The organism is Marinimicrobium locisalis (assembly GCF_039822625.1).
Taxonomy (GTDB): Bacteria; Pseudomonadota; Gammaproteobacteria; order Pseudomonadales; family Cellvibrionaceae; genus Marinimicrobium; species Marinimicrobium locisalis.
In genome coordinates, this window is record NZ_JBDLLG010000004.1 from 11,648 (window position 1) to 36,784 (window position 25,137).

Genomic DNA, 25,137 nt, shown 5'->3' on the forward strand with positions numbered 1-25,137 from the left:
GGCTAGGCCTGCTCCATCTCCGCTTTGGCCAGAGTGGCGTGAACCAAGGCTCGGTCCAGTTGTTTACCAATAATCACAAGCTGGGTTTGGCGTACCTCGTCTTGCCTCCAAAGTCGATCAAAGTGGCTGTCGAGGCGTTGGCCCACGGCCTGTATGACCTGCCGCATCGGCTTGCCCGGCAACGCCGCAAACCCCTTGGCACGGTAGATAGGGTAAGTCTGAAGCAACTCTCGAAGCCCCTGTGCCAGGCGCTCCGAACTCACCTCCCCGAGGGTCACGACACAAGAGTCGAAATGATCGTGGGCATGGTCGTGGTGCGCCCCCGCCTTGTGGTAACGGTCGTGGTGGTTTTCAATCAAATCAATCGTTTGCTCGCTGGCGGCAGCGACCCCCATTAGCGCCTTCAACTGGTCCGTGTCTTCTTCCAAGGTATCCTTATCGATAAACAGCGTTTTAACGGCGGCGGGAACCCGGTTTTGAACAATGCGCTCAACCTCACTCCGCTGTTCGGAATTGAGTAGATCGGTCTTGGTCACAATAACCAGATCGGCCGACCCCAGTTGATCGTCCAACAGTTCTTTCAAGCTTGCGTCGTGGTCCAGGTTTTCATCCGCGCGGCGCTGAGCATCGACTTTATCCACATTATCGGCGTAACGCCCCTGCGCCACGGCGGGCCCATCCACAAGCGTAATGATGGCATCCACCGTGCAATGTTGGCGGACCTCTGGCCAATTAAAGGCCTGCACCAAAGGTTTCGGTAAGGCCAGGCCGCTGGTCTCTATAAGGATGTGATCAATGTCCTGGCGGCGTTCCACCAGCTTTTTCATGACGGGGAGAAACTCTTCCTCCACGGTGCAACAAATGCAGCCGTTGGCCAGCTCATAAATGCCCTCATCCGAATCGGTGGTGCTTTCTTCTTCGCACCCCAGCGAACAGCTGCGCAGCAAGTCCGAGTCGATATCCTGCTCACCGAACTCGTTCACGATCACGGCAATGCGCTTGCCCGCTGCCTGTTGCAGAATGCTCGCCAAGAGGGTGGTTTTACCGCTACCGAGAAAACCCGTTACAACGGTGGCGGGAATCTTATTCAACTGCATCGAACAGGCTCCTTGAGTCACTTTGGTCGCCGGTTTGCCGTGGCGTCGGGGAGAAAAGCCTGGCCACCGCGGCGGGATTGTTGGGAAAAAACAGATGAAGGTAAGTAGCGGTGAGGCGGCGCGCCCGATAGATAGGTTCGCCGGGGGCCGGGTGCCGCTGCCGCTTCCCATGGGCTATAGGCTCGGGCGTTCCTTCGCTTCTCGAGCGATGGTGAGCATGCGCCCGCACAGGTCCTTCCGGCAAGGGAGCGGTTTGCATACCCTGACATCCCCGGCGCCCGCGCATGGCGCCCTCCCCCGGTAGCAGACCCAACATTTCATGAGTCTGACCGTTGCAGTCCGTTAGCGCTTCCAGGCAGTACAGCAAGCCGCCGCATTCGGCAAGAATAGGCTTCCCGGCGACAAAGAAACCGCGAAGCGCCGCTTTCATGCCACGGTTCTCGGCCAGCGACTGGGCGTAGAGTTCGGGGTAACCACCGGGTAGCCACAATGCGTCACAATCCGGGAGGCGATTGCCCTCAAGGGGGGAGAAGTAACACAGCTGCGCGCCCATTTGTTGCAAGAGATCGAGATTGGCCTGATAAATAAAGCTGAAAGCGGCATCCCGGGCGACACCGACCGTTGTGCCGGCCAGGGAGGGCAGCTCGACCAGGGGCTCATCAAGCGGCGCTTCAAATACGACGGGAGCCAACCCCAACAACGCATCGCCTAGCCCCTCGGAGGCCAGCGCTTGCGCTCCGGCCTCAAACCGGAGCTCCAGATCATCACGCACCTCTGAAGCCTGCACCAGGCCCAGGTGCCGCTCGGGTAAGGCCAAGTTCGGATCGCGGGGCACGGCCGCTAACAGTGGTAAGTCATCGGGCATGGCCCCTTCAATTAGCTCCCGGTGACGGGACGAGGCACAAGCATTGGCAACCAGACCGGCAATGGTAACGTCCTCGCGAAAGTGTGCGATGCCCGAGGCAAGTGCAGCGACCGTTTGGGCCATTCCTTTGACGTCCATCACAAGCAGCATGGGCAGACCGAACCGGGCAGCCAAGTCGGCACTCGACGGCTCGCCGTCAAACACACCCATGACTCCTTCCACCAGAATCACATCTGCGGTACAAGCGGCTTCAAAAAGCCGGCGCCGACAATACGCCTCACCCGCCATCCAAAGGTCGAGCTGCTCCACCGGGTACCCGGAGGCTTGGGCCAGTATCTGCGGATCCAAGTAATCCGGTCCGGTTTTGAACACTCGTACCACTTTGCCCTGGTTATGGAGCAGGCGCGCCAAGGCGGCGGTGATGGTGGTTTTCCCCTGGCCGGAAGCCGGCGCCGCGATGATCACCGCGGGGCAGCTGACCGTTTGAGCGGTGCCGGTTTTACGGAGGAGGTTCATCAGGCTTTCACTCCCATGGCGGCCCCGGTCAAGTAGTCGGCACCGAGTTGTTGCGCAATTTGTTGGGCCCGCCCGCGCTTGATCGGCCCCTTTTCCACATCCACCACCACACAGTCACCAAGAGGTGGCAAGCCGGTCAGGGACTGGCGCGTGCGGCCATCGGTTATCAAATAGGTTTTCACCCTGAGTCCACGCTCGCGGTTTTGCCACTGATGGATCAGCCGGGATGCTCGAGTCAGGGCTTCCCGCAAAGGGGTACCGCCACCTCCGCTGAGAGCGTCCAGTCGTGAAATCAAACTCTTGGGCGCACGGCAACGTTGCAGCAGCGGTGTGACTCGGTCATTGCCAAAACCCAGCACCGCCATTTGGTCGCGCTTGCCATAGGCCAAAGTCGCCAGGGCCTGAACCAAGCCTTTGGCCTGGCCGAGAAGGCGCCCGCCAAGGGTGGAGCCCGAGGTATCCAATAATACGAAATGCACCGTGGGCTGGCCGGCGCGCTTCTTTTGAAAGCGAAGCGTGGTTAACGGCCATAGGCCCCGGTTAGCCACCAGGGTCGCAAACCAGTTTGGCTTTTCGGAGCCCGCTAAGTGGGAGCGTCGCCCTGCCTGGAAGCCTTTGCGTTTATTGCCGGCGTCGGACACTGCGCTTTGCATCCGCCGCGACAGCGTCCGTTTTAACGGTGATGCATTCCCGTCAAGCCCATGGACGTCATGATCAAGGGGGCGTGTTTCCTCGGCCATGGGCGGCATGGCGCCCCATTGACCTTGAGCGGATGAACCTTCCGAGGCATTAGTGGCTTGCTCGTTACGGCCATTAAGCGCTTGGCTGCCCGCCAACTCGGAACTGCCGGCACGCGGCGCCCCCGATGGGCCTTGGGGCGGAGGCGGGGGAAAGTCTGGCGGTTCAACCGACCTCTTGCGCCGATGGGCCAGCACCCATTCAGCCACGGCCTCCAGATCTTCCCGCTCAATGCGATCACCTCCCCTCCATGCCGCGTGAGCCTGGGCGGCCCGGTGCCAGCTCACATCCGCTCGTAAGCCCTCCACTTGGGCCGCTTCGCATGCCTCGGCGATGTACTGGTACACCCACGGGTCGGCAACAACGTTTGGCAATAACGATTGCGCCGTGCGAATGCGCTCCGTTAGCGCTTCCTGTTGGGGCGCAACGCTCGCACAATAACCCACTGGGTCGCGTTCAAATGCCTCGCACTGTTGGATGACCGCGACACGCTGTTCCCTGGGAATGGTGGGTGCCAGCTCCACGCACAAACCAAACCGGTCTAGCAACTGCGGGCGCAAATCACCCTCATCCGGGTTCATCGTCCCGATAAGCCTAAACCGGGCGCTGTGACTATGGCTAATACCGTCACGCTCAACCACATTTACCCCGCGCGCGGCGGTGTCCAACAACAGGTCGACCAGGTTGTCCGGCAACAAGTTGACTTCATCCACATACAGCACGCCGCCGTCGGCGGCGGCAAACAAGCCCGGCCGAAAAGCGGTTTCTTTATGGGTTAACACCTGCTGAAGGTCCAGGCTGCCCACTAGGCGGTCCTCCGTTGTGCTCAAGGGGAGGTTCACAAACGGAACCGCTTTTTCCTCCCCTGCCGGGATAACAGCCGCAAGCCCCCGGGCGAGCGTCGACTTGGCACTACCCCGTGGGCCTGAAATAACAACGCCGCCAATTCGTGGGTTGATGGCATTGAGCACCAACGCGGTTTTCAGCGGCTCCTGCCCAACAATGGCCGTAAACGGGAATTCAGGCTGTTGCTCGCTCATGGTGGCTCTGATTGTTCTTGTATAAACGTTGTAGTACCACAGCGCATAGCACGCCGACCGATAACCAGAAAAACAGATTGGTCATCGCTGATACCCAGATGAAATCGCGGTGCAAAACAGTGAGCGATGCGATGGCTGTCGCGTCGGGGTGATCGAATAGCGGCCCGTTGTGTATGGGGACAAACACATACGGCAGGCCCATTAACGGCAATGCAAGCGCTTTTATTTTGCCTCGTGCCAGACACAACACGCCCAGCCCAGTGGCGACCGAGAGCACCGAGACAAGCCACCACAGCTGGCGGGACATCAACCCGGCACTGGCTGTGCCGGGAATTTCCGGAGGCAAACCAATGGCGGGGGCCACGAAAACCGCAAAGTAAGCGCACAGGCCGATAAACAAACCGTGGGCCGGCGTCAGCCGTAGTCGGTCTCGAACATACAGTTGATTCATGATCACCAGTAGGATTGCGGAAAAACCCACGGCCGCCAACACATTCGACAATGCCGTAAAAAGCCAGCGCTCAACCCCGTCCTCGGGCGCCCAGGCACTGCCATCATGATAATGACCCTCACCTTCACCATGAGTATGACCGTGGTGAGCGTGGGCCACCTCTGCTGAGGATTCATAAGTTTCAAGCTGCTCTGCAGCCAAAAGCGTCGGTGTCACCCCAAGCGCTTGAACCGCCGTAAGCAACAAACCGGTCACAACGCCCACCACACAGGCGCCAAAAATTAGCGAACGAAACATCAGCTTCCCTCAGTTTCTCGTGAATAAAAAGTACTTCCCTCTTGGGGCGGTTACCCCAGAGGAGCTACTCACAGAGAGTTAATGACAAGGGAATACGAAACTGTGGCGGGTATCGTGGGCCGCATTGTGCGCGATATCCAGAGGCATAAACCCAACGGCAAACAGAATAAGAGCGCCGAAAAGGAGAACCGCCCCTTGTTGTACGAGAGAGGAAATATTGAACAGAGAGGCCGCAGGCCTCGCCTTTGAAGACGAAACGGTAGTAGACATGTCGATTCCCCGGGTGCCCGCCGCACCGTTGAAGGATGAATGAAACAACAGGCCGGTCTTCGGGCTCAAAGGCAACAGCGCCGCGATGGCGCCATTAGGCCCTGCACCTTCCCGGCCTTGGCCAGTGGTATAAGCAGGGTTTAACCTTTATTACCGATGCGGGGGCAGCGTTGGGATTGGCCTGGGGCCTCACCACACTTCCCGATTATCCCCTCACGCGAGGGGCACCTGTCTTTAGAAGGAATATGCTAAAGCATTGGGTCAAGGACCGCAATCGCCTCATGTACTAGCGAGGAGGGCCTTGGTGTGGCGAGCGCCCCACCAAGGCCAGCCCTTTAGCTGCCACCATCCAGGCCGAAGAACCGGATAACCTCGTTCTCATCCACGGGGAGGTTATGACCGACACCTTCCAAGCTAATGGCTTCCACTGGAGCGGCACTTCCGCTGTCACCGTAACGGGTACGGGTCGCGCCTTCAGAAGGCTCGTCGGTATAGTCGGGGGTTTGCGACAGGCCGTGAACATCCGTCCACTGCTTAATGGCCTCGTCGAAGTTATTGTAGTGGAGCACGTCATCTGCGGTGCCATGCCACAATTGAACCCGAGGGCGTTCACCGCCAAAGTCGGGGTAAGCATTTCGAACCAGGTCGCCCCACTCTTCGGCGGTTTTCGAGACATTGCCATTGGCACACTCACTGTTCCATTCCGAGTCGCCGGTGGTGGCAAAACAAGTGTAGGGTACGCCGGCGAAGAACGCTCCAGCCTTAAATACATCCGGATACAGTGCGAGCATCACGTTGGTCATCATCGCCCCCGAGGATACGCCGGTGACGAAGATACGACCGGCATCCACGTTATAGTGGCTTTCCACGTAGCCAATCATTGAGCGCAACCCAACCGGATCGCTTCCGCCGTCGCGAGTCAGCGCTTCGGATGAGGCCACATCAAAGCACTTGGAGCTGCGTGTCGCCGTAGGGTAAATCACGATAAAACCGTGGCTGTCAGCGAGGGTATTATAGCTAGTGTTCTGATAAAACTCCGGGCCGGTGCCAGTACAGTAATGAACCGCCAGTAGCACTGGGGCGTTGTTCTGTAGGCTTTCGGGAACGTAGAGGTGCATATCCAGGTCACTGGGGTTATCACCAAAGTCGGAAACTTCGAACAACTCGCCGCTAATCGCCTCGTCACTGCTTGAGCTACTGCTCTCGCTGGCCGAAGAGGACGATTCGGAAGACTCGCTCTGGGAGGAAGCGCTGCTGGAGCTGCTCGCCTCGGGCGCGCTGTCAGCGCCACTACCGCCGCAGGCCGTGAGAAAAAGGGACAGGACGGCACATATAAAGCCAGTTGTGACTGCATTTCTGGTATTCATGCGAACTCCTATGGAGAATGGTTATTATTATCGATACCAAGACGGCAACGAAACGCGCTCGGTAAGGATTCTTCAATGGCGTCTAAAAGATCTAGACTACCCTCTTTCTTTTTCAGAGAAAAGCCATTTTGGCATAAAAAACAACAAAAGAAAGGGGAATATTGCCACAATAGAGGTCGCATAGAGCGGGTTAGGTACCGGTTTGGTCTTAGTCAACATTTTCCGGTAGAAACGGTGAGCCGTTTTATGTGTCAAGAAAGCTCAGGGAAGGGAGGGCGCGATGGCGGTATTAGACCGTTAGGCCAGCCTGAGGCTGGCCTATGACACTCTATAAAACTACGGTTGATTAGCGCTGACGCCACCACAGGTAGCCACAAAGGGCGCTGAGGCCGACCAGTAGGCCGGTGGAAGAGGCAACCGGATGTTCGCGCACGTAGCCGCTGGTTGCGTTATAAGCTTCCTTGGCCCTTTTGGACATGGCGTTGCTTTGATCTTCCATCAAAATTTTGGCTTCCGCCACTCGGCCGTCCAGGGCCTCTTTAACCTCTTCCAATTCTTTTCCGGTAGCAGTTTTGGATTTTTTAATCAGGCCTTCCAGGTCCGAGATTAAGTCGCGAAATTCTTGGGACATTCTTTCCGCGCTACCGGCGGCGGACGCCCTCAGGGCAGCGAGGCCGGAGGAGCTGGCTGAGCCGTTGTTGCCGGTCTTGATCAAGTCGTTCACGCTCATAATCGTCTCCTTAGCGAGATATATTGGTGGAACCGATGGGTTGAGTGGCCCACTCGGGAGCTAACCTGCCCCGAAACGGCAATTCAAACTCAAGCCCTTGTACTTGTAGACAACAGGTTTTCTGATAACAGGTGCTTTAATAATAGCAGCCACTAGAAGAACACGCCCTTTTTATACTCGGTCGCTTCCCCAACTTCGAACAATGCGGTCTTTCACCCGTTGAAGTTCCTCTTCTGAGACACGAGCCAGTTCGCCCGGTTCCAGTGGATCGAAATGAAAGATGTAGAGCCGAGAGGCAAACTGCTCGAACGGGAGCGAAGCCTCGCCAAAACGTTCGCCATTTCCGGCCGTACTGACCAGAACGTCATCCCCCCAATGCTGGCCGCTATCGTTGTTGGGGTTGAAGAAGTACACCCTCATTACCTCTTTGGGGTCGAGCGTCACTCGAAGCACGGTAATGGCGTGCCACCCAACAAAACGGGAGGCACTGTCGGTTACGGCGACACCGGCGGGCTGAGGGTGAATCAGCGGTTGACTGCCGTTGTAGTAGGGATGGTAGCTGGCGTAGAAGTGACGGAGAAAGTCATCCAGTTCCCAGAGCTTGCCCGTAGCCACGTCCACGTTGATACGGAAACCCCGACCGGACCACCAGCCGTGAAACTCGGGGTTTACCCAACGGTGAGGGTCGCCCTCGCGCCCGATGCAGCGCCGCCCCATCTCGGCGTAGATCCGGTCCAGGTGCGGCACGACCAGCAAAGAGACCGGATCCAAATCCATCGGCGTGTCGGTGGCAACACCGCTCAGGCTCTCGCGGGAGGAGATGGGTTGCCCCTCGAAGTGAATGATGATTTCATCATCGCGGGTCGCCCAAACCACCATCTGCAATAGGTAGTCCGGGTCGTTGTAGGCCCACATGGACAGCGCCCGGGCGGACTGGCAGGTAGGGTTATTACCCTGCCCTACGCCCAGGGGCTGCCCCAGCATGCATAGTACCCCCTGCATCAACCAGGCCGACGGCGACGGCTGAGAGCCAAACACCAAGTTCAGCCGTTCCTGGCAGTGGGGTGAAATTGGCAAAGCCAACTGCCGCCACAGTGCCGGTGCCACGGCGGGTTGGTAGAGAATGCCGCGCTCGAGCATTAGGGCGAGCCCATAGATGCCCTGGGCCGTTTCCGGGAAGATGGCCCGTTCGATAATCGCCCGGCTCAACTCCCCATAACACAACAGACAGTCCCGACCGGTACTGGAAAGCCCGAGGGCCTCGGAAATCAAATAGTCGCCCTGCTCCAGCAGATGGCGCAGCAGCACTGGATGGTACGGCGAGACCAACCCCGTATCGTGCATTGCACGGGCAAAGCCGGTGGCTTCGTATTGCAAGGCCCCGGCGTCCATGGCTTGTAGGCGCTCCCGATAAACCTCGACGCCCGGATCCTCCCGGCAAGCCTGGGTCGGACCATACAGGCTGCTGATCAGCCGGTCGGCGCCCTGACCGCTTACTCCTAAATCAATGTCTGGATTACCTTGGCAGATGGCGATCTGGGTAATCATTCGTTTAACGCTGTCCACCTGGATGGGGCGCTGCTGCAAGATTCGCCAGATCTCTTCGATGAGCTTGTCGATGACGTGCTCATAGCCGATGCGTTCAGCCAGATGCCGATACAGCGAACGGGTCGCCAGAGCCAGACGCCCCTGCTGTTCACGCTCCGCTTCGCTGGGGGCGCCAAACAACAATTCCAGGTTGAGGGCCAAAACCTGGGTCAGGTAATGATGGGCCTGCTCAGCGGACATGTTCGGATGCAGGTAGTCGCCCATGGCAATCGCCAACAGGCGAAGCTCACTAATGGCTTCGATCACCACAGTGGCGGCATCGGGACTTTTAAGAGAATAGGTAGTCAGCGCCGGAATCAGGGTCTGCGGCTGGGCCCAGTCGGAGCCTTCAAACACCCCGGCTTCTTCCATTCGTTGCGCGCGCGCCTCCAGCATGGCGCAGCCGCCTTCGTGCAGCAGAATACGTCGGGCAATGTCCAGCAGCCGTTGAAGCTTGGTGATTTTGGCAAACTCGCGGCTATCGGCCAGCTGCTGTATCGTCTCATCCAGCTGGCTTGATAGCCGCTTCAGCTTTTCGGAATCCACTCAGGTAGTTACCCTTTTATTTTGAAATAAACGACAGGCCGCTCCGCGGCGGCCCTACTCCTCTCACGGATTGTCGATTATACATAGAAATCCAGGTCTTCCTGATGTTTCAGCAAGTCCCGCATTGTATAAGGGTCTTCGCCGAAGAAGTAGATCAAGCCCCAGTGGGTACCGAAGGCCGTGCGTTTGGTCACGGTTTCCTCCAGGGGTGGGGTCAGCTCGTGGAAGTCAAAATAGGCATGATCCTCGGTTTCCTCGGGGATTTCCAGCTTGCTCACTACGCGACGGCGCGGGTAAACACCAAAGCAGCCCGCATGCCCCTTGGCATCCACAACCTCTTTGGGGAAGAAATTGGTGATTTCTTCTTCCGTGGTTTTGGGGTCAAACGCGAGAATCATGCCCTGGTAGGCGTTGAATCCATAGGCGCGCTCAAGCAGCTCAAATACCTTGAAACCGGGAGGCCGGTAGGCCACTTCCCCGAAGTACATTTCTCCATCGCTGGTCACAAAGTATTCCGGGTGAACAAAACCAAAGTCGATATCAAAGGTTTTGATCAGCTTTTCAATCTGTTGGGTAATCTGCTCGCGATATTTCTCCAGCTCCGGCGTAGCGGGAACGAACACGGAGTAGCCCAGCGTAACGTACTCGGAAATGTTCAGGAAACAGATCTTGCCGTTGTGAACCCAGGCCTCCACCGCAAACTCCCAGCCGTCCAGGTGGGACTCCATAAGCACGGGAAACTCTTCATCGGGAATAACATCCACTTCGTCCGGGGTGCGGATCACCCGGTGACCCAGGCAACCGGCTTTATCGAAGGCTTTGAGGTGAATGGGGTCGTTCGGGTCGCCATCGAGCTTGAGCAGCGTCTGGTTCACCCGCTTGAGAAAACGCACTACATCTTCTTTGTCGTGGGCCTCCTCGAAGATGCCCACACGGATTCCCCCGAGCTGGGCGCGCCGCTTCATTAGTGCTTTGTCGCGCAGCAGCATAGCCTGACCAAACAGGCGGGGGTTGTCGAGCAGAACGGAGTTGATGGCACCGGCCCACTCCACGGTTTCCTCAAAAAGAGGGATCGCCACATCCACACCCATTTCCTTGAGGGTCTGCGCGATTTCCATGGACCGGTCGTTCAGTCGTTCGAAGTTCCAGGAGATATAGGGGATGTCGTGCTCTTTGCAGTAGTCTTCCGCCCAATCGGGGGCCACCACCACGTAGCGCCGATCAAACTTGTCCGCCGCTTCAATCGCCCCTAACGACCACCCCAACAACGCAATGTAACCCTTGTCGGGGTTGATGTTCTGCTCTCCTCGATTCGCCATAGTTAACCTCTTACAGCTGGTTGGTTCGCTCGCTATCACTAAAAAGTCAGTAATGGAGCTCACTTATAACCTTAGTGGAGATGACTGGCTTATTCCAACTCAAACTGTAAGATTTCTAAGGTTTTTTAGATTTTTTAGTTATAGAAAACCGTAGCCGATTTATTCCTTCTGCGCTAATTCGGTAGGGTGCTTCTGCATGAAACCCGCGCCCCTAACGGTTTTTCAGGCCAAAAAAAAGGCCGGCAAATGCCGGCCTTTTTCAGAACAATCGGGACTAAACTATTAGTCCTGATTCTTCATCTGCGCCTTGATCAGGTCACCCAGGGTGGTGGGAGAAGCCTGTTCAGCAGATTTGGCGCTGTGCTCTTTCACCGCCGTCTTCTCTTCCGCAACGTCTTTGGACTTCACGGACAAGTTGATGGTGCGGTTTTTGCGGTCAACGCTGATGATTTTGGCTTCAACTTCTTCGCCTTCTTTCAGTACGTTGCGCGCGTCTTCGACCTTTTCACGGCTCAGTTCAGAGGCCTTCAGGGTCGCTTCCACGTCTTCCGCCAGAGTAACGGTGGCCGCCTTGGCTTCGACTTCCTTCACGATGCCTTTAACCACGGAACCTTTGTCGTTCTCGGCCAGGTATTCAGAGAAGGGGTCGGTTTCCAGCTGCTTGATACCCAGAGAGATGCGCTCGCGCTCGGGGTCGATGGCCAGAACCACGGTTTCCAGCTCGTCACCCTTCTTGTACTTGCGAACCGCCTCTTCACCCGACTCGTGCCAGGAGATATCGGACAGATGCACCAGACCGTCGATGCCACCATCCAGGCCGATGAAGATGCCGAAATCGGTGATGGATTTGATCTTGCCGGTGATCTTGTCGCCCTTGGCATAGGTGCGAGCAAAGACGTCCCAGGGGTTTTCCTGGCACTGTTTCATGCCCAGGGAGATACGACGACGCTCTTCGTCGATATCCAGGATCATGACTTCGACTTCGTCACCCACATTCACGACTTTAGACGGGTGGATGTTCTTGTTGGTCCAGTCCATTTCGGACACGTGAACCAGACCTTCCACGCCTTCTTCCAGCTCCGCAAAGCAGCCATAATCGGTCAGGTTGGTAACCACCGCCTTGACCTTAACGCCTTCGGGGTAGCGGCTGGTGATGTTGACCCAGGGGTCTTCACCCAGTTGCTTCAGACCCAAGGAAACGCGATTGCGCTCACGGTCGAATTTCAGGACTTTCACTTCAATATCGTCGCCGACATTGACGATTTCGCTCGGATGCTTGATGCGCTTCCAGGCCATATCGGTAATGTGCAGCAGGCCGTCAACACCGCCCAAATCGACGAAGGCGCCGTAATCGGTCAGGTTCTTGACGATACCTTTAATGGTCATACCCTCTTGCAGGGTAGCCAGCAGTTCTTCGCGCTCTTCGGAGTTGGCTTGCTCCAGAACGGCACGACGGGATACCACGACGTTGTTCCGACGCTGGTCAAGCTTGATAACCTTGAATTCCAGCTCTTTCCCTTCGAGGTGGGTGGTATCGCGCACGGGGCGAACGTCTACCAGAGAGCCCGGCAGGAAGGCACGGATGCTGGATACATCCACGGTGAAGCCACCTTTAACCTTACCGTTGATAACGCCTTTAACCACTTCGTCGGCAGAGTGAGCGGCTTCGAGCACTTTCCAGGCTTCGGCGCGCTTGGCTTTTTCGCGAGACAGGCGGGTCTCACCGAAACCGTCTTCTACGGTTTCCAGGGCCACTTGCACTTCGTCGCCGACTTGCAGGTCCAGTTCACCGTCTTCATTCAGGAACTGGTTGGCGGGGATGACGCCTTCGGACTTCAGGCCGGCGTGTACCGTAACCCAGTCTTTGTCCACGTCGATGACTACGCCGGTCACGATGGTGCCGGGCTGCATGTCAACGGTTTTTAAACTCTCTTCGAACAGTTCAGCAAAACTTTCGCTCATGGTCATTCATATACCTTAATCTGTACCCGTTGGAGCGGCGGAAGGTGGGCGCTCTCTTACGGGTTTACCGTACTGCCAGTTGTACGGGCCGGTTGAGTTTGAGCAGGGATCTGGCTTTCGAAGCTGGCGCCAGCCAGGCCTGCTATGCCAGGGATCGTAAACAACGGGTTGGATACACTCTCCAGCAAGCGCGGCAGGCTAGCAGATTGTGGGGGATATGGCAAGATTAAGTGGTCTTATGGGGATGTTGGGGCTGGATGGGGTGTCGAGTCCGGTCCGAGAAGGGGGAACACCCTCCCAAGACACGCCGTAAATACGTGACGTGAAGGGATTCACTAATGCCGCGGTGGCATGGATGCCATGGAGCGGCCCCTGTAGGCTCGAATCGCGAATCCCGCGCTCCACGGTCTTGGAAAGCCTTACCCCACCTCTGGCCGGACTATCACATCAACTCCAAAAACCTAAGCCCGACCGTACTCGTCGTCAAAGCGCTGGATATCGTCCTCGCCCAGGTAGGGGCCGGACTGGACTTCGATGATTTCCAGGGGGATCTTGCCCGGGTTGCTTAGACGGTGACGGGTGCCCACGGGGATGTAGGTCGACTCGTTCTCGGAAAGAAGAACCGTATTGTCGTCCAGCTCCACCTTGGCGGTGCCCTTCACCACCACCCAGTGCTCGGCGCGGTGGTAATGCATCTGTAGCGACAGACTCGCCCCAGGCTTCACCCGGATACGCTTGACCTGATAGCGGGTGCCCTCGTCCACCGAATCGTAACAACCCCAGGGACGGTAAACCTCCCGGTGCTGCAAGTGCTCGGTGCGGTTGCACCGCTCGATCTCCGCGATCACCTTTTTAACCTGCTGGGCGTCGTTCTTATTCGCCACCAGAACCGCATCCGGGGTATTAATCACCATCAGATTGTCCACCCCGATGGTCGCCACAAGCTTGTCCTGAGTGAAAACCAGCGTATCTTTGGAGCCCACATCGATCGCATCGCCCACAAAGCTGTTGCCCCGCTCGTCCTTTTCGGACAGCTCCCAATAGGACTGCCAGCAGCCCACATCGCTCCAGCCCGCATCCAGCGGTACGCAAACCACATTGTGGCTCTTTTCCATCACCGCGTAGTCGATGGAAATATTCGGGGCCTCCGCGAAGGCCTCGCGGTCGATGCGCACGAAATCCAAATCCGTGGTCGCCTTGTCGTAAGCCTTTTGGGCCGCTTGCAACACGGCCGGAGAGCAGCCTTCCAGCTCCGAGAGAAAGGACTCCACCCGGAACACGAACATACCGCTGTTCCAGTAATAGTTGCCTTCGGCCAAATAACGCTCGGCGGTAGGCAAGTCCGGCTTCTCGGCGAACTCCTGAACCGGGTAGCTACCCTGCCCGCTGCCGCTTCGGTCGGTTTTGATGTAGCCGTAGCCGGTTTCCGGGCGGGTGGGTTGAACACCGAAGGTCACCAGTTTGTCGGCCTCGGCCGCGGCAACCGCCTCACGGATGGCCCCATGGAAGGTTTCGATATCGCGGATCATGTGATCGGCGGCGAGCACCAACAAGGTGGGGTTGTCGACCATTGCGCGCGCCTTGACCGCTGCCAGCGCCAGCGCCGGCGCCGTATTGCGGGCCAAGGGTTCGAGCAGGATGGATGCCTTGGAATGGCCGATTTCCAAAAGCTGCTCGGCCACCATAAAGCGGTGCTCTTCGTTACACACCACGATGGGCTCGCCCAGCTCGGGCACGCCTTCCAGGCGCAACAGGGTTTGCTGCAGCATGGTGGTTTCCCCAAACAGTTTGAGCAGTTGCTTGGGGTAGTGCTTTCTAGACAGTGGCCACAGCCGGGAGCCCGAGCCGCCGGCAAGAATGACGGGAATGATCATTATTTGCCCTACCGGTTTTTCAAGTAATCATCGAACTGCTCGCCAATTTCGCTGTGGCGAACGCCGTATTCAATGTTGGCTTTCATATAGCCGAGCTTGGAGCCGCAATCGTGGCTTTGGCCCGTCAGGCGGAAGGCTTCGACGGTCTCGTCGGTTACCAAGGCGTCCAGGGAGTCGGTCAGCTGGATTTCACCGCCAGCACCGGGCGGGGTTTTAGCCAGCAGGTCCCAGGTGGATTGGGACAGTACGTAACGGCCGACGATGGCCATATTGGAGGGCGCGGCGTCTTTTTCCGGTTTTTCCACCATGCCTTTGAGGGCGGCGTATTCGCCCTGCTCCAGTTCCGCTCCGCCACAGTCGACAACGCCGTATTTGTGGACCACGTCCCAGGGCACGTCTTCCACCAAGATCTGGCTGTGGCCGGTTTCGTCATAGCGTTTGGTCATGCCGGCGAGGTTGTCTTTGCTCAAGTTGCAGTGGTGCTTGTCGATGAGCACGTCGGGCAACAATACGGCGAAGGGTTCTTCGCCGACCACGGGGCGAGCGCATAGGATGGCGTGGCCCAGCCCTTTGGCTTCGGCTTGCCGCACGGATATGACGGTCAGACCCGGCGGGGTGATGGATCGGACTTCTTCGAGCAGGGAGCGCTTGAGGCGCGCTTCGAGTTGGGCTTCGAGTTCGAAGCTGGTGTCGAAGTGGTTTTCGATGGAGTTTTTGCTGGCGTGGGTGACGAGGACAATTTCTTTGATGCCGGCGGCGGCGGCTTCTTCGATGACGTATTGAATCAGCGGCCGGTCAACCACGGGCAGCATTTCTTTGGGGATGGCTTTGGTGGCCGGGAGCATTCGGGTGCCAAGCCCGGCGACGGGGATGACGGCTTTTTTGATCTGCATAACGTACTCCTTTTGATTTGGGGTCTCGTTCCCAAGAGTTGTGTTTGGTCAGTTTCTGAGCCTGGAGGTCTTCATAACGTCCGGTCAGGATACCGGGCACTCCACTTCCAAAACGCGATGAATACTTCCCTGTAGCTCCCTCTCTTCATCCCTGAAGAGAGGGTTTGGAAGTGGAGTGCCCGGCACCCTGCCCTACGTGGTATACGTCCAGCTATTGATTTAACAGCGCTAAAACTTCATCCGTTTTTTCCTGGACGAGCTTCTTGTCCCCACGGCTTTCTGCATTAAGGCGGACGACGGGTTCGGTGTTGGACATGCGCAGGTTGAAGCGCCAGTTGTCGAATTCCATGCTAATGCCGTCGGCGCGGTCGATGGCTTTGGCCTGGTCTTTGTAATGATCGTAGACCCGGTCAATGGCGGCGGCTGCGTCGTCGACTTTGCTGTTGATTTCACCCGGGGACGGGAAGCGGTCGATGCATTCCTGTAGCAGCTGGGAGAGGGTTTCGCCCTTGCGGCCGATGAGTTCGGCCACCAGCAGCCAGGGGATCATGCCGCTGTCGCAGTAGGCGAAGTCGCGGAAGTAGTGGTGGGCGCTCATTTCGCCGCCGTAGATGGCGTCTTCCTGGCGCATCCGTTCCTTGATAAAGGAGTGGCCGGTTTTGGATTGGATGGCGGTGCCGCCGTGTTTTTCGCAGATGTCGATGGTGTTCCAGGTCAGCCGGGGGTCATGGATGATTTTGCTGCCGGGAACCTTGAGCAGGAAGGCTTCGGCGAGCAGGCCGACGATGTAGTAGCCTTCGGTGAATTCGCCCTTTTCATCAAACAGGAAACAACGGTCGAAGTCCCCGTCCCAGGCGATCCCCATGTCGGCACCGTGTTCAATGACCGCTTCGCTAGTAGAGGCACGGTTTTCACGCAGCAGGGGGTTGGGGATGCCGTTGGGGAAGGTCGGGTCCGGGTCGTGGTGGACTTTGATGAACTCAATCATCGGCAGGTGCGGCTCGATGGCGTCGATGACGTGACCGGCGGCGCCGTTACCGGAGTTCACGACCAGCTTCAGGGGTTTGAGTTTGCGGGTATCCACGTAGCTCAGCAGGTGCTGGATGTAGTCTTCCAGGACCGAACCCTTGCGGTATTCACCTCGCTTGCTCTCGTCCACCGGCGGGAAGTCGTTGGCTTCGGCCATGGCCTGAATGTCGTTCAGACCGGTGTCACCACTGATGGGGCGGGAGCCCTCGCGCACCATCTTCATGCCGTTGTAGTCGATGGGGTTGTGGCTGGCGGTCACCACTATGCCCCCGTCCGCCTTCAAGTGGCTGGTGGCGAAGTAGATTTCTTCGGTTCCGCACAGGCCGATGTCGATGACGTCGGCTCCGGCGTCTTGCAAGCCGCGAGCAACAGCGAGTTTGAGGGTCTCGCTGGTTTCGCGGACATCACCACCGACCACGACGGTCTTGGGCTTGAGAAATTCAGCAAAGGCGCGACCAATACGATAGACGATGTCTTCGTTCAGCTCTTCGCCCAGTTGGCCGCGGATATCGTAGGCTTTGAAACAAGTTAGGCTCATCTTCGTTCCGTCCAGTGTCGTGTCTGTAGGATTGGAGTCGTCGTGTTTGCGTCGTCGTATTCTATTCTAACCGTCGCTAGGCGCTCGCTGCCGCTCAGGCGTTCACGGTTTTAAGAATTTGCTCAAGTACTTCATCAATGCTGAGATCGGTGCTGTCCAGGCAATGGGCGTCCTCTGCCGGTTTCAGCGGAGAGACGCTGCGCTCACTGTCCTGCTGGTCCCGCCGACGAATGTCTTCCGCCAAGGCCTCCACGTCTACTTTTTCACCTTTTTCCAGAAGCTGCAAGTAGCGGCGCTCAGCTCTGGCCTCCGGGCTGGCGGTCAGAAATATTTTGACTCGAGCGTCGGGGAACACGGTGGTTCCCATATCACGACCATCGGCCACTAGGCCAGGTTCCTTTCGAAAATCACGTTGGCGTTGAAGCAAGGCTTCTCGCACCGGCGAATAAGCCGCCACTTTTGAGGCATTCATACTGACCGCCTCGGTGCGAATCTCGCGGGAAACGTCACGGTCTTTCAGCAAAACTCGAGTTTCAGTGCCATCGGCTTCAAAAGCCACGTTCAAATGCCGAGCGATTTTAGCGACGGCCTCTGGATCGTCGATATCGACTCGCTCATTCATGGCCGCCAATGCGGTAAGGCGGTACAAGGCGCCACTATCGAGCAGGTGGTAACCCAGCCGGCTGGCCACCAGTCGGCTTAACGTACCCTTCCCGGCCCCGCTGGGGCCATCGATGGTAATCACGGGTGTAAGAGGTTCTTTGGGAGTCACTCGGGTTCGCTTCCTAGGGCTCGTTCAATCAATGGGTCACAAAGTTTCAATGGAGGAGGCGATCTGGCGGCAGCGCGCGATCGGGTCCTCTGCCCGGGAAATGGGCCGTCCGATGACGAGGTAGTGGCTACCAGCGGCAATCGCCTCCTCCGGCGTCAGAGTGCGGCGCTGGTCATCAGCGGCGCTATCCGCCGGGCGAATACCGGGGGTGACCAAACAGAAATCCTCTCCGTGACGGCTTTTCAGGGCGGCGGCTTCCTGGGGTGAGCATACCACACCGTCCAGGCCGCTTTGATGGCTTAGCTCCGCCAGGTGCATCACCTGCTCCATGGGGGAGCGAGCCACGCCGGTGCTGGCCAAGTCTTCCGCGGACATGCTGGTAAGAACGGTAACACCGATAAGCAAAGGCCGCCGACCGGAGGCTTTGTCCACCGCCTCGCGAGCCGCTGACATCATTCTCTCGCCACCACTGGCGTGGACATTGACCATCCAGATGCCGAGATCGGCGGCCGCTCTGACCGCTCCGGCCACGGTGTTGGGAATATCGTGAAATTTGAGATCGAGAAAAAGATCAAACCCCAGATCCTGAAGCCGTTCCACCACTTTCGGGCCACTGCGGGTGAACAGCTCCTTGCCGACCTTCAGGCGGCAATACTCTGGAGACAAGCGACGCGCCATGGTCAGGCAATCATCGAGGTTATCGTAGTCCATGGCGACAACGATCCTTGGAGCCTCGGGTTTGGGCATAATGGTCCCCCTGAACAAAAAAAGCCCGGATCCACAAGGATCCAGGCTGCCATTAAATCAAATTTGGCATTAAATTGCAGCGTCTAATCTTCAGTTACCAGAAGCTTGGCCATCAGGAGAGAGTGTCTGGTGTCAGGAGAAAAGTGCAGACACTCCCGTCAGGACCTGATGCGACCATCACCTCAGCGTGATGTTTTCGCGGTTTTCTTCAATCGTCGCCTCGCCGATGCCGCGAACCTCCGCCAGCTGATTCACGCTGACAAACTCGCCATTGGCCTCACGCCACGCCAGAATGGCTTGCGCTTTCTTCTCGCCGATACCATCAAGCTGTGACAGGGACGCCACATCAGCGGTATTGATATTGACGGGTGCGGCGGGCTCGGCCCAGGCCGCGACACTGAGCAGCAGTGCGAAAGAACATAGGAAAGACGAAATCAGTTTCATAATGAACTCCTTTTTCAAACGTTATCGATTGGATTACTCAACGTCGTCCGACGACGTTGGATATAGAGTAGAGGCACAAGCGTTTGGCGCGTAGGGGAAAAAACACAGAGAGTTTGTAGGAAATCGCCGACAAGATTTTGTCGTTTGAACTCAGTCACATTATGAGGCGGTTGATGGAGAGAAGTCGGTTGGCAGATCGGTCGACCTGCCCAATTTTTGAACAGACCGACCGAACCACTCTCGTTACAGCTTGGAAATATCCTTGGCATCCCAGTGCGGAAAGTGCTTGCGCACCAGCGCATTGAATTCCAATTCAAACTCACTGAACTGTTGGTGCGACGTATTGGCGCAACGCAAGCCCTCAATCACCATGCCGGCGCCAACGGTAATGTTGGTTAACCGATCAATAACAACAAAGGAGCCGGTAAAACGATGGTTCGGGTAAGCATCCACCACCACCGGCTGACTGAAGGTCAAGTCCGCCACGGCGATATCGTTTAACTGAAGCTTATCACCGGGCTTCTGCTCCTGGGTATTCACATCCACCAGGTAATCCACCTCTTCGAGGTGTCCCGAAACGACCTTGCTGGCAAACTTGAAGAGGTACTCCTTTCCGGGTTGCCCCACATCCTCGTGCATCCAGACCAGGTGGGCTTTCAGGTGGTTGGTTTGCTCGACCGTGTCCGAGGCGTGCACAATCATGTCGCCGCGACTGACATCAATCTCGTCTTCCAGGGTCAGTGTCACGGCCTGACTCACGAAAGCTTCTTGCAAGTCGCCATCAAAGGTCACGATGGACTTCACTTTACTGGTTTTGCCGGAAGGCAACACCTTGATAGCGTCGCCCACTTTTACCACGCCGGAGGCGATAGTGCCGCAAAAGCCGCGAAAGTTCAGGTGTGGACGGTTAACGTACTGGACAGGAAAACGGAAATCGTCGAAATTGCGCTCAGCCATTACCGGCGCATTTTCCAGAATCTCCATTAGCGTTGGGCCGGTGTACCAATCACAGCGCTCACTGCGATTAACCACATTGTCGCCTTCCAGCGCTGACATCGGCACGAACTGCACATCTTTCATGCCCAGTTTCTGGGCAAAGTTCAAGTAATCGTCTTTAATGTGGTTGTACACTTCTTCACTGAAGCCTTCCAGGTCCATTTTATTGACTGCCACCACGATGTGCTTGATACCCAACAATGAGGCAATATAGCTATGGCGACGGGTTTGGGTCATCACCCCATGGCGGGCGTCAATCAAAATGACCGCTAGGTCACAGGTAGACGCGCCCGTAGCCATGTTGCGAGTGTATTGCTCGTGTCCGGGCGTATCGGCAATGATGAACTTACGCTTGGCGGTGGAAAAATAACGGTACGCCACATCAATGGTAATGCCCTGCTCCCGCTCGGCCTGCAGGCCATCCACCAACAGCGCCAGGTCCACCTTCTCCCCGGTGGTACCGTACTTGGTGCTATCGGAGTTGATGGACTCAAGCTGATCTTCGTAGATCATTTTCGAGTCGTGCAACAAACGACCAATGAGGGTGCTTTTGCCATCATCGACGCTACCACAGGTCAGAAAACGCAACAGTTCTTTGTTTTCATGCTGTTCGAGATAGGCATCGATATCGGTTTCGATCAGTTCGCTTTGGTGACTCATAATTAAAAGTACCCCTCCTGCTTCTTCTTCTCCATGGAGCCGGCGCTGTCATGGTCGATGACGCGGCCCTGGCGCTCGGAGGTTTTCGTCAGCAGCATTTCCTGAATAATTTCCGGCAAGGTAGTGGCTTCGGATTCGACGGCCCCGGTCAGCGGGTAGCAACCCAGTGTGCGGAAGCGCACCATCTTTTCTTGCGGCTTCTCGCCGGGTTCGAGCGGCATGCGGTCATCGTCCACCATAATCAGCGTTCCGTCGCGCTCAACAACTGGGCGTTTAGCGGCGTAGTACAGCGGAACAAGCGGTATCTGCTCCAAGTGGATGTATTGCCAAATATCCAGCTCAGTCCAATTGGACAGAGGGAACACACGGATGCTCTCGCCCTTATCGACCCGGCCGTTATAAATGTTCCACAGTTCCGGACGCTGGTTTTTCGGATCCCAGCGGTGATGTTTGTCTCGGAAGGAGTAGACCCGCTCCTTAGCGCGGGACTTCTCTTCGTCCCGCCGGGCGCCACCAAAGGCGGCATCGAACTTGTATTTGTTCAAAGCCTGCTTGAGTGACTGGGTTTTCATGATGTCAGTGTGTTTGGCACTGCCATGGGTAAAGGGGCCCACGCCCATTTTTACCCCTTCTTCGTTGATATGAACGATGAGGTCCCAGCCCAACTCCTTGAGGCGATTGTCGCGGAACTCGATCATTTCCCGGAACTTCCAGGTGGTGTCGACGTGCAACAACGGGAAAGGCGGCTTGCCGGGATGGAAGGCTTTTTGCGCCAGATGCATCATGACCGCGGAATCTTTACCAATGGAGTAAAGCATCACGGGGTTATCAAACTCGGCGGCCACTTCACGAATAATGTGAATACTCTCCGCCTCGAGCTGTTTCAAATGGGTGAGATTGTATTGGTCAGACATTCCACTTAACACTGTTTGGGGGCGATGGCCGGCGTGGCCGCACTCCGCCCCGGGTGACTGGGATTACGAAAAAGCAAGCGCATTATAGAGGAAGACCCCTCTGTTCTCTAACGATCGATTACTTCTAAGGATATTCCGGTCTGTTTCGCCAACTCCACAAACGTCGGGAATGAAGTGGCCACATTGGTGGCGTCGAGCACACGAATCGGCTGACTGGCTCGCAAAGCGGCGATGGCAAAGGCCATGGCGATGCGGTGGTCGTGATGGGTCACCACTTCCCCGCCCCCCATGGAGCCGCCCTGGATCACAATGCCGTCGGGTGTCGGTTTGGCGTCGATACCGAGTGTGCTCAAACCGTCAGCCATGGCCTGGATTCGGTCACTTTCCTTCACCCGCAGCTCTTCCGCACCGGTCAAGACGGTTTCGCCCTCGGCGCAGGCCGCGGCCACAAACAGAGCCGGGAACTCGTCGATGGCTAACGGCACCTGGTCCTCGGGGATGTGAATGCCTTTAAGCTGGGCATGGCGCACCCGAATGTCCGCCACCGGCTCGCCCCCCACCGTACGCTCATTGCTCAGCGTCAGATCGGCGCCCATGGCCTTGAGAATATTGATTACGCCCACCCGAGTGGGGTTAATGCCCACATGGGTCAAAGTCAGATCCGAGCCGGGCGCGATACTCGCCGCCACCATGAAGAACGTCGCCGAGGAAATATCGGCCGGCACTTCGATTTTGGTGCCTTTCAGCTCACCCCCGCCAGTCAGCTCCGACACGGCCCCCTCTTTGGTCACCGGGTAACCGAAGCCGGTCAGCATCCGCTCGGTGTGGTCCCGTGTGGGGGCGGGCTCGGTCACCCGGGTGGTGCCCTCGGCGTAAAGCCCCGCAAGCAGCACACAGGACTTCACCTGGGCACTGGCCATGGGCAGTTGGTAATCAATGCCCTTGAGCACCTGTCCCCCTTTTATCTTGAGCGGCGGACGCCCCCCTTCGGCCGCTTCAACCACAGCCCCCATCTCGCGCAGCGGGTTGGCCACCCGGTCCATGGGGCGTTTAGCCAGGGACACATCGCCACTGATTTCGCTGTCAAAGGCTTGGCCTGCCAGAATCCCGGACATCAGCCGGATGGTGGTGCCGGAGTTGCCAATATAGAGCGGCTTTTTGGGCGCCTTTAAACCACGCAGCCCCACGCCGTGTATTTTGACACGCCCTTCGCTGGGGCCCTCAATCACGACGCCCATATCCCGAAAGGCTTGCAGAGTAGCCAGAGCATCCTCGCCTTCCAGAAAGCCTTCCACTTCGGTGATACCCTCGGCCAACGAGCCGAGCATGATCGAGCGGTGGGAAACGGATTTATCGCCGGGAACCCGGATGGTACCGGTGACCGAGCCACCGGGTTGCAATAAGTAGTCTATTTTTCCTGTCGTCATGGCTGGAACAAACGCCCTCTTGGCCAGAATGTTGGTGAAATGGTCGCGCGCGGTTTTGGCGCGGGTAAAAACGCCCAGCAGGTACTCGCCATCTTCCCGATCAATCGCCGAACGCAAGCGCGTCAGATTGTCGATAAACAAATCCAGGGAGTCGAGCACCGCCGTCCGATTGGCTTTCATGATGTCGTGCCACATGACCGGATCACTGGAGGCAATGCGGGTGAAGTCCCGAAAACCGCCAGCGGCATAGCGGAAAATGTTCGGGTTGCCAATATCTTCGGCCAGGGTGTCCACCAGCGAATAGGCAATGGCGTGAGGCAGGTGACTGGTGGCGCCGAGCACCTGGTCGTGCTCTTCCACCGACATATCCAGTACCTCGGCCCCCACCGCCTGCCACATTCCTCTTACACGCTCCAGGTGGGCCGCCCCGGTGTCTGGTAAGGGGGTGAGGATAACGCGATGTTGCTCGTAGAGGTCCGGGTTGGAGGCGGTAACGCCGCTGCGTTCGGAGCCGGCGATCGGATGTCCCAGCACCACTTGCGGCGGCATTTCACCGTAGACCGACTCGACAGCGGCTTTAATACTGCCCTTCACGCTGGCGCCGTCCGTCACGGTGACGTCACTGGAAACCTGCCGACGAACATCCGATAGAACGCTCTCTACCGCTAGCGTGGGGACGGCGACGAAGATGACATCGCCCTGCCCCAGTTCGGGAGCCACGGCATCAAGAGAGGCGACCACACGATCCACCACGCCCAGCTCCAGCGCCTTGCGGCCCGCTTCCGCGCGGCGGACAATGCCGATGGTTTCCCGACACACACCGCGGCGGCGCAAGCCGGCTGCCAGGCTGCCCCCGATGAGGCCGAGACCGATGACGACCAGTTTGCCAATCAGCGGCCGGCCCTTGTCCGAGTGAGCATCCTCCGTCATGGCGAGCTTCCCGTCATGGCCATTAGAGTACCGCTTTGGGGTAGGACCCCAGCAGTTTGAGATCCGCCGCCCGAGAGGAAACTTCGCCCAGCACCTTGCTGACCTCCGGGTCGTCCGCATGGCCACTGAAGTCGATGAAGAACACGTACGTCCAGGCGCCGGTGCGCGACGGGCGGGACTCGACCCGAGTAAGGTCCAGGTTGAGCCGATGGAAAGGCTCCAACAAATTGTGCAGGGCTCCGGGCTCATTGCGCATGGCCACCACCAGGGAGGTTTTATCATCCCCGCTGGGAGGTACCGACTCGGTGCCAATAATCAGAAACCGGGTGGAGTTATCCGGCTCGTCTTCGATTTTTTCCGCCAGCATGGTCAAACCGTACAGCTCCGCCGCCATGCCGCCGGCGATAGCCGCCGCGTTCCACTCCCCTTTCAGCCGTCGCGCCGCTTCGGCATTGCTGCTGACCGCGACTCGCTCCGCCTTCGGGTAATGGGCGTCCAGCCACTTGCGGCATTGAGCCAGAGACTGGGCGTGGGAATAGATTCGGGTGATGCTGCCGACGTTGGTGACATCCGAAATCAGCAGGTTCTGGTGGATACGCAGCTCCACCTCCCCGCAGATTTTGAGGTTGGAGGTCATGAAATTGTCCAACGTGTGGTTGACCACCCCTTCGGTGGAATTCTCAACCGGCACCACGCCGTAGTTGACCGCCCCGGCTTCCACTTCACGAAAGACTTCATCAATAGCGGGGAATGGCAGCGACACCGCCGAATGGCCGAAATGTTTGAGCGCCGCCTGCTGGGTAAAGGTGCCCTCTGGCCCCAAAAACGCGACCTTAATCGGCTGCTCCAGCGCCAGACAGGCGGACATGATTTCCCGAAACAGGCGGGCCATTTCCTCGTTACTCAAGGGCCCCTGGTTGCGCTCCATGGCCTTGCGCAAAACCTGCGCCTCGCGCTCCGGGCGGTAAAAGCTCTGGTTGGCGTCGGCCTCCGGCACCTCCCCCGCTTTCTTCACATCCGCCACTTCCTGAGCGCAGCTGGCCCGCTCGGAAATCAGCTTCCCGATCTGATCATCAATATGATCAATACGATCACGCAACGCTTTGAGCTTATCGGATTCACTCATAC

General features: G+C 57.6%; 20 protein-coding genes and 1 riboswitch. All 20 genes read right to left on the reverse strand.

Annotated features, from left to right (window positions below):
- Positions 1-2 precede the first annotated feature (2 nt).
- On the reverse strand, positions 3-1,097 hold the full coding sequence (gene cobW / locus AAE514_RS03910; protein ID WP_347330202.1) for a cobalamin biosynthesis protein CobW: 1,095 nt from the start codon (positions 1,095-1,097) through the stop codon (positions 3-5).
- Positions 1,084-2,478, reverse strand: coding sequence for a cobyrinic acid a,c-diamide synthase CobB (locus AAE514_RS03915; RefSeq protein WP_347330203.1), 1,395 nt, complete (start codon positions 2,476-2,478; stop codon positions 1,084-1,086). Before AAE514_RS03915 ends, cobW begins: the two co-directional genes overlap by 14 nt.
- Positions 2,478-4,256, reverse strand: a complete 1,779-nt coding sequence (locus AAE514_RS03920) for an AAA family ATPase (RefSeq protein WP_347330204.1) — start codon at positions 4,254-4,256, stop codon at positions 2,478-2,480. Before AAE514_RS03920 ends, AAE514_RS03915 begins: the two co-directional genes overlap by 1 nt.
- On the reverse strand, positions 4,237-5,004 hold the full coding sequence (locus AAE514_RS03925; protein ID WP_347330205.1) for a CbtA family protein: 768 nt from the start codon (positions 5,002-5,004) through the stop codon (positions 4,237-4,239). The genes AAE514_RS03920 and AAE514_RS03925 overlap by 20 nt, the downstream gene beginning before the upstream one ends.
- 78 nt (positions 5,005-5,082) lie before the next feature.
- Entirely contained in the window at positions 5,083-5,274 is a 192-nt protein-coding gene (locus tag AAE514_RS18555; protein ID WP_430623877.1) for a CbtB domain-containing protein, read from the reverse strand.
- Between the two features lie 33 nt (positions 5,275-5,307).
- Positions 5,308-5,521: riboswitch (cobalamin riboswitch) on the reverse strand.
- A gap of 88 nt (positions 5,522-5,609) precedes the next feature.
- The gene (locus AAE514_RS03930; protein WP_347330206.1) at positions 5,610-6,641 is read right to left on the reverse strand and encodes an extracellular catalytic domain type 1 short-chain-length polyhydroxyalkanoate depolymerase; all 1,032 of its coding nucleotides are present in this window, start codon (positions 6,639-6,641) and stop codon (positions 5,610-5,612) included.
- Between the two features lie 346 nt (positions 6,642-6,987).
- Positions 6,988-7,371: an ElaB/YgaM/YqjD family protein gene (locus AAE514_RS03935; RefSeq protein ID WP_347330207.1), complete on the reverse strand. Its 384-nt coding sequence runs from the start codon at positions 7,369-7,371 to the stop codon at positions 6,988-6,990.
- A 171-nt stretch (positions 7,372-7,542) separates the two neighbouring features.
- Entirely contained in the window at positions 7,543-9,504 is a 1,962-nt protein-coding gene (locus tag AAE514_RS03940; protein WP_347330208.1) for a hypothetical protein, read from the reverse strand.
- Positions 9,505-9,581: 77 nt separating this feature from the next.
- Positions 9,582-10,823, reverse strand: coding sequence for an ATP-grasp domain-containing protein (locus AAE514_RS03945; RefSeq protein WP_347330209.1), 1,242 nt, complete (start codon positions 10,821-10,823; stop codon positions 9,582-9,584).
- Positions 10,824-11,105: 282 nt separating this feature from the next.
- Positions 11,106-12,785 (reverse strand): 30S ribosomal protein S1, encoded by a 1,680-nt coding sequence (gene rpsA / locus AAE514_RS03950; RefSeq protein ID WP_347330347.1) that lies wholly within the window; start codon positions 12,783-12,785, stop codon positions 11,106-11,108.
- 461 nt (positions 12,786-13,246) lie between these two features.
- Complete coding sequence (locus tag AAE514_RS03955) at positions 13,247-14,659, reverse strand: mannose-1-phosphate guanylyltransferase/mannose-6-phosphate isomerase (RefSeq protein ID WP_347330210.1); 1,413 nt, start codon at positions 14,657-14,659, stop codon at positions 13,247-13,249.
- Between the two features lie 8 nt (positions 14,660-14,667).
- A complete protein-coding gene (gene galU, locus AAE514_RS03960) occupies positions 14,668-15,552 on the reverse strand; it encodes a UTP--glucose-1-phosphate uridylyltransferase GalU (protein WP_347330211.1) in 885 nt (294 codons plus the stop codon).
- A 211-nt stretch (positions 15,553-15,763) separates the two neighbouring features.
- Positions 15,764-17,119 carry a phosphohexomutase domain-containing protein gene (locus AAE514_RS03965; RefSeq protein ID WP_347330212.1) on the reverse strand — a complete coding sequence of 452 codons (1,356 nt, stop codon included), beginning with the start codon at positions 17,117-17,119 and terminating at the stop codon, positions 15,764-15,766.
- A gap of 94 nt (positions 17,120-17,213) precedes the next feature.
- On the reverse strand, positions 17,214-17,891 hold the full coding sequence (gene cmk / locus AAE514_RS03970) for a (d)CMP kinase (protein WP_347330213.1): 678 nt from the start codon (positions 17,889-17,891) through the stop codon (positions 17,214-17,216).
- 36 nt (positions 17,892-17,927) lie between these two features.
- On the reverse strand, positions 17,928-18,638 hold the full coding sequence (gene pyrF, locus AAE514_RS03975) for an orotidine-5'-phosphate decarboxylase (RefSeq protein WP_347330214.1): 711 nt from the start codon (positions 18,636-18,638) through the stop codon (positions 17,928-17,930).
- A gap of 177 nt (positions 18,639-18,815) precedes the next feature.
- Entirely contained in the window at positions 18,816-19,082 is a 267-nt protein-coding gene (locus tag AAE514_RS03980; protein ID WP_347330215.1) for a ComEA family DNA-binding protein, read from the reverse strand.
- 243 nt (positions 19,083-19,325) lie between these two features.
- The gene (gene cysN, locus AAE514_RS03985) at positions 19,326-20,738 is read right to left on the reverse strand and encodes a sulfate adenylyltransferase subunit CysN (RefSeq protein ID WP_347330216.1); all 1,413 of its coding nucleotides are present in this window, start codon (positions 20,736-20,738) and stop codon (positions 19,326-19,328) included.
- A gap of 2 nt (positions 20,739-20,740) precedes the next feature.
- Positions 20,741-21,652, reverse strand: coding sequence for a sulfate adenylyltransferase subunit CysD (gene cysD / locus AAE514_RS03990; RefSeq protein WP_347330217.1), 912 nt, complete (start codon positions 21,650-21,652; stop codon positions 20,741-20,743).
- 107 nt (positions 21,653-21,759) lie between these two features.
- Entirely contained in the window at positions 21,760-24,009 is a 2,250-nt protein-coding gene (locus AAE514_RS03995; protein ID WP_347330218.1) for a bifunctional prephenate dehydrogenase/3-phosphoshikimate 1-carboxyvinyltransferase, read from the reverse strand.
- A gap of 22 nt (positions 24,010-24,031) precedes the next feature.
- Positions 24,032-25,135, reverse strand: coding sequence for a prephenate dehydratase (gene pheA, locus AAE514_RS04000; RefSeq protein ID WP_347330219.1), 1,104 nt, complete (start codon positions 25,133-25,135; stop codon positions 24,032-24,034).
- Between the last annotated feature and the right edge of the window lie 2 nt (positions 25,136-25,137).

Excerpts from the sequence above, each read along its gene's own strand:
- AAE514_RS03920 (WP_347330204.1), bottom strand. The coding sequence starts at position 4,256 with ATGAGCGAGCAACAGCCTGAATTCCCGTTTACGGCCATTGTTGGGCAG.
- AAE514_RS03965 (WP_347330212.1), bottom strand. The coding sequence starts at position 17,119 with ATGAGCCTAACTTGTTTCAAAGCCTACGATATCCGCGGCCAACTGGGC.
- cysD (WP_347330217.1), bottom strand. The coding sequence starts at position 21,652 with ATGTCTGACCAATACAATCTCACCCATTTGAAACAGCTCGAGGCGGAG.
- pheA (WP_347330219.1), bottom strand. The coding sequence starts at position 25,135 with ATGAGTGAATCCGATAAGCTCAAAGCGTTGCGTGATCGTATTGATCAT.
- AAE514_RS03930 (WP_347330206.1), bottom strand. The coding sequence starts at position 6,641 with ATGAATACCAGAAATGCAGTCACAACTGGCTTTATATGTGCCGTCCTG.
- AAE514_RS03955 (WP_347330210.1), bottom strand. The coding sequence starts at position 14,659 with ATGATCATTCCCGTCATTCTTGCCGGCGGCTCGGGCTCCCGGCTGTGG.
- AAE514_RS03935 (WP_347330207.1), bottom strand. The coding sequence starts at position 7,371 with ATGAGCGTGAACGACTTGATCAAGACCGGCAACAACGGCTCAGCCAGC.
- cobW (WP_347330202.1), bottom strand. The coding sequence starts at position 1,097 with ATGCAGTTGAATAAGATTCCCGCCACCGTTGTAACGGGTTTTCTCGGT.
- AAE514_RS03925 (WP_347330205.1), bottom strand. The coding sequence starts at position 5,004 with ATGTTTCGTTCGCTAATTTTTGGCGCCTGTGTGGTGGGCGTTGTGACC.
- AAE514_RS03915 (WP_347330203.1), bottom strand. The coding sequence starts at position 2,478 with ATGAACCTCCTCCGTAAAACCGGCACCGCTCAAACGGTCAGCTGCCCC.
- pyrF (WP_347330214.1), bottom strand. The coding sequence starts at position 18,638 with ATGCCCAAACCCGAGGCTCCAAGGATCGTTGTCGCCATGGACTACGAT.
- cysN (WP_347330216.1), bottom strand. The coding sequence starts at position 20,738 with ATGAGTCACCAAAGCGAACTGATCGAAACCGATATCGATGCCTATCTC.
- galU (WP_347330211.1), bottom strand. The coding sequence starts at position 15,552 with ATGCAGATCAAAAAAGCCGTCATCCCCGTCGCCGGGCTTGGCACCCGA.
- AAE514_RS03980 (WP_347330215.1), bottom strand. The coding sequence starts at position 19,082 with ATGAAACTGATTTCGTCTTTCCTATGTTCTTTCGCACTGCTGCTCAGT.
- AAE514_RS18555 (WP_430623877.1), bottom strand. The coding sequence starts at position 5,274 with ATGTCTACTACCGTTTCGTCTTCAAAGGCGAGGCCTGCGGCCTCTCTG.
- AAE514_RS03995 (WP_347330218.1), bottom strand. The coding sequence starts at position 24,009 with ATGACGGAGGATGCTCACTCGGACAAGGGCCGGCCGCTGATTGGCAAA.
- AAE514_RS03945 (WP_347330209.1), bottom strand. The coding sequence starts at position 10,823 with ATGGCGAATCGAGGAGAGCAGAACATCAACCCCGACAAGGGTTACATT.
- rpsA (WP_347330347.1), bottom strand. The coding sequence starts at position 12,785 with ATGAGCGAAAGTTTTGCTGAACTGTTCGAAGAGAGTTTAAAAACCGTT.